Origin of the sequence: Lamprocystis purpurea DSM 4197, from assembly GCF_000379525.1 — a bacterium.
GTDB lineage: Bacteria > Pseudomonadota > Gammaproteobacteria > Chromatiales > Chromatiaceae > Thiodictyon > Thiodictyon purpureum.
Genome location: NZ_KB902428.1, coordinates 1 through 2,770, shown reverse-complemented (window position 1 = coordinate 2,770; position 2,770 = coordinate 1). Strand labels below are relative to the sequence as shown.

Annotated in this window: 2 protein-coding genes; both read right to left on the bottom strand. The window is 62.5% G+C overall.

Annotated features, from left to right (window positions below; translation table 11 throughout):
• Positions 1 to 525, bottom strand: a 525-nt coding sequence (locus A39O_RS42125) for a hypothetical protein (protein ID WP_040527397.1), incomplete at its 3' end; no start/stop codon positions are given.
• Positions 522 to 2,770 (bottom strand): defense against restriction DarA-related protein (locus A39O_RS0107315; protein WP_211211551.1); only part of this gene is annotated, 2,249 nt, incomplete at its 5' end. The genes A39O_RS0107315 and A39O_RS42125, both read right to left, overlap by 4 nt.

Genomic DNA, 2,770 nt, shown 5'->3' with positions numbered 1-2,770 from the left:
TTTAACGTGATCGCCGGCGCGCAGCGCCGCGTTCATCCGGTTCGTCAGCTTGAGCAGCGCCCTGTCCAGGTCTGTCCGCGTGGTCTGCGGGTCTTTCAGCAGCTGCGCGATATCGGGGGCCGGACTTGCCTTTGGCTTGGCCGCGCGAGCGGGCTTGGTGGCGGGGGGCTTAGCTGGGGCGGCTGGCTTCTCAGCACCAGGCGACCGAACAGCATACCGATCGGCAAGTGCCTTCTTCTGCGCAAGCATGTCCTCATACTGCTGCTCGATCTTGTGTCCCTTTTTGCGCAGGTCATCCAATCCATTGCGGTCTCTTTCGTACTCCCACTGCGTCACGTCCGCTTTAATATGGGCCGCGGTCTCCGCGTCGATCTCAGGCGGGAATGGCTTGAACTCCCCGGAATCAAGGATCGCCACTTCCATGTCCCGCTTTAGATCAGGAAGCCATACCTTGAAATAGTTCGTGTCAAATGCACGCGCCACAAAGCCGACTCGGAACGGCTTGCGCGGGGCTTTCTCTGTCAACTGTTTCGGGGTGATCGATAACGGGTCGGGGGCTCGGGCTTGGCGCTGGCCGGTGCGCTTGCGGGCTTGGGGGTGGGGGTTTGGCTGGCGAGGGTGGTGAGTATGGGGGCTTTCTTCGACAGCGCCCGTGCCAGCACGTCGTCAGGCAGCGAATCGGCATTGCTGACTGCCGCACCGTTGCCACCGTTCATCTTCTCGACGCGGCTCATGACAGCCTGACGCAGATACCTTTTGTCTGCTTCTGCGTAACCATCAGCATATTTTTCAATCGCGACAGCCAACTGGTCGACCAGTGCGTCCCGATCGACCCCGGTGATCACCGGTGCCAACTCGTAACTCTTGATTTCCTGATCGGTCAGCGGGCGCGAGTAAACCGCGAACCCATGGCGCGCAATGGCGTGGTGGTCTTCGTTCTGGTTGGGGCGCGGCTCAGCGCGCAGCAGACCGTCCCGCGGGATAGCCCCAGGGCCGGCCGGACGATTGAGAAGGGCGTAGCGGTATTCGGTGGGGGCAGCCTTGTCGCTCGGCGCACCCTTCGGAACCGCCGCGATAGCGGCCCGATCGGCCGGGGTTGAGCCGATGAGGGCGCGGGGGGCGGGGGCCTGGGGTGACTTCGCCCCCATCCACCCCGGCTTCTCCACCGGCTTGAAGTCCCGGAAAAACTCCGCCTCATCCGCGGTCAGGTCGACATTCGGCATGTTGTCGACGAAGTATTGACGCGCGATCTCGCGCCGCTTCGGATCGGCAATGCTGTCCAGTTGTTTCCCGATGCTGCGATACGCCGACTCCAGGGTCTCGCGCATGTTGCTGTACGCTTCGGCCGCATACCGGCCTTCGCCGCGAAACATGGCGTCGGTCTTGCGCGCACCATCCAAGCCTTCGCCAAATCGCTTGGCGCTCCCGAGAATGGAATCAAAATGCTGCTTCGCGGAGTCGGGGATCTCTTCGCGGGCGGCTGGGGCAGGCTCAGCGGGCTTGGGCCTGGGCGCCGCGTCCTTGCCCTCCCCGATCCCCTGGCCTACACTTGAAGTTGGCTCCGCTCCCGCCGTATCGCGCATACCAGAGCGATCCGGCGCGTAGGCAGCGCTGGCGTTACCCGCCTTGCCGCCATCGGATGCCACATCATCCCACCCGGTCAGTAACCATGACTCGCGCTTACCGAATCGCACCAGCGACAGCACGGCCGTGTGCCCGTCGTGGTTGATGTTGATGCGCTCGCCGCCCGTCGGGCCGTAGGGTTCCCCGACCTTGCCGCGGGCGATCACTTCCACCATTTGCCGCGCCACGGCCTGACCATCGGCCCCTTCGGCGGTACGTTTGGCGATGATCTTGGCAACCCCGCTGCCACCTGCAAAGCCCTTCTTGGGGTTGCCCGCGGTGCCCCAGTAGAAGGACACCCATCCCGGCCCTTTCCGATACATCGCTTGCGTCACATCATCATGGTCCGCAATCACGCGATCCATAGCCAGATGGCCTAGCCGCGCGTTCGCATTGGCAGACACCGGCTTCTTCGGCGCCCACCACACGGTGGCCTCCTGGTGCTGCGCGTCGAAGGTCACTACAACATCTGCGGTAGGATGGCGCTTTCGATAAATTGGAACGAGCCGTTTAGCGGTCTCCGCAGACTCATAACCCTGTTTGGTGTCACTATAAATGAAGCCATCAGCGACTAATTGTTTAGGGCTTCGATCAGTGATCCATGCGCTATCAGCCTTCTTGCGCGCCTTCTCCTCCCGCCCAAACGCCGCATCCTCCGCCTTGTCGTAAGGCCCGACCTTCATCATGTGCGCTTTTTTGGCGCGCACCGCCCCGTGCAGCGACTCCAGCAGGTCCTTTTTGTCGACGCCCTTCGGGTCCGTCTGGTGCATCAGACCAAGACGCAGCGCCAGTTTGTGACTCTCATCGTGATCGAGATCGTGGAACACATGCAGCGCCTCGCGCTGGCGCCCATGCGTTAGGTGGTGATCGAAGTGCTGTACCCGATGATCCGTGCTGGTGAAGCTCGCCCGGCCGCGCTCCGGCCGCTTATCGGTGTAACTGTCGACCCAGTGCCGTTGGCCGGTCTTGGCGTTCAGCCGGTAGTGACCGTGGATGTAGGCTTTGACCAGGGCGTGATGAGCGGGGTTGGGAAAGATCAATAGCATGGGCAGGGGTGCGGTCTTGCGTAGGGGGTTGAGATGGTCGATACTGAACGTTGCAGCCGCCTCCGCGTGAGGTGATGTCTGGCCGCTACCAAGTGCTGCAC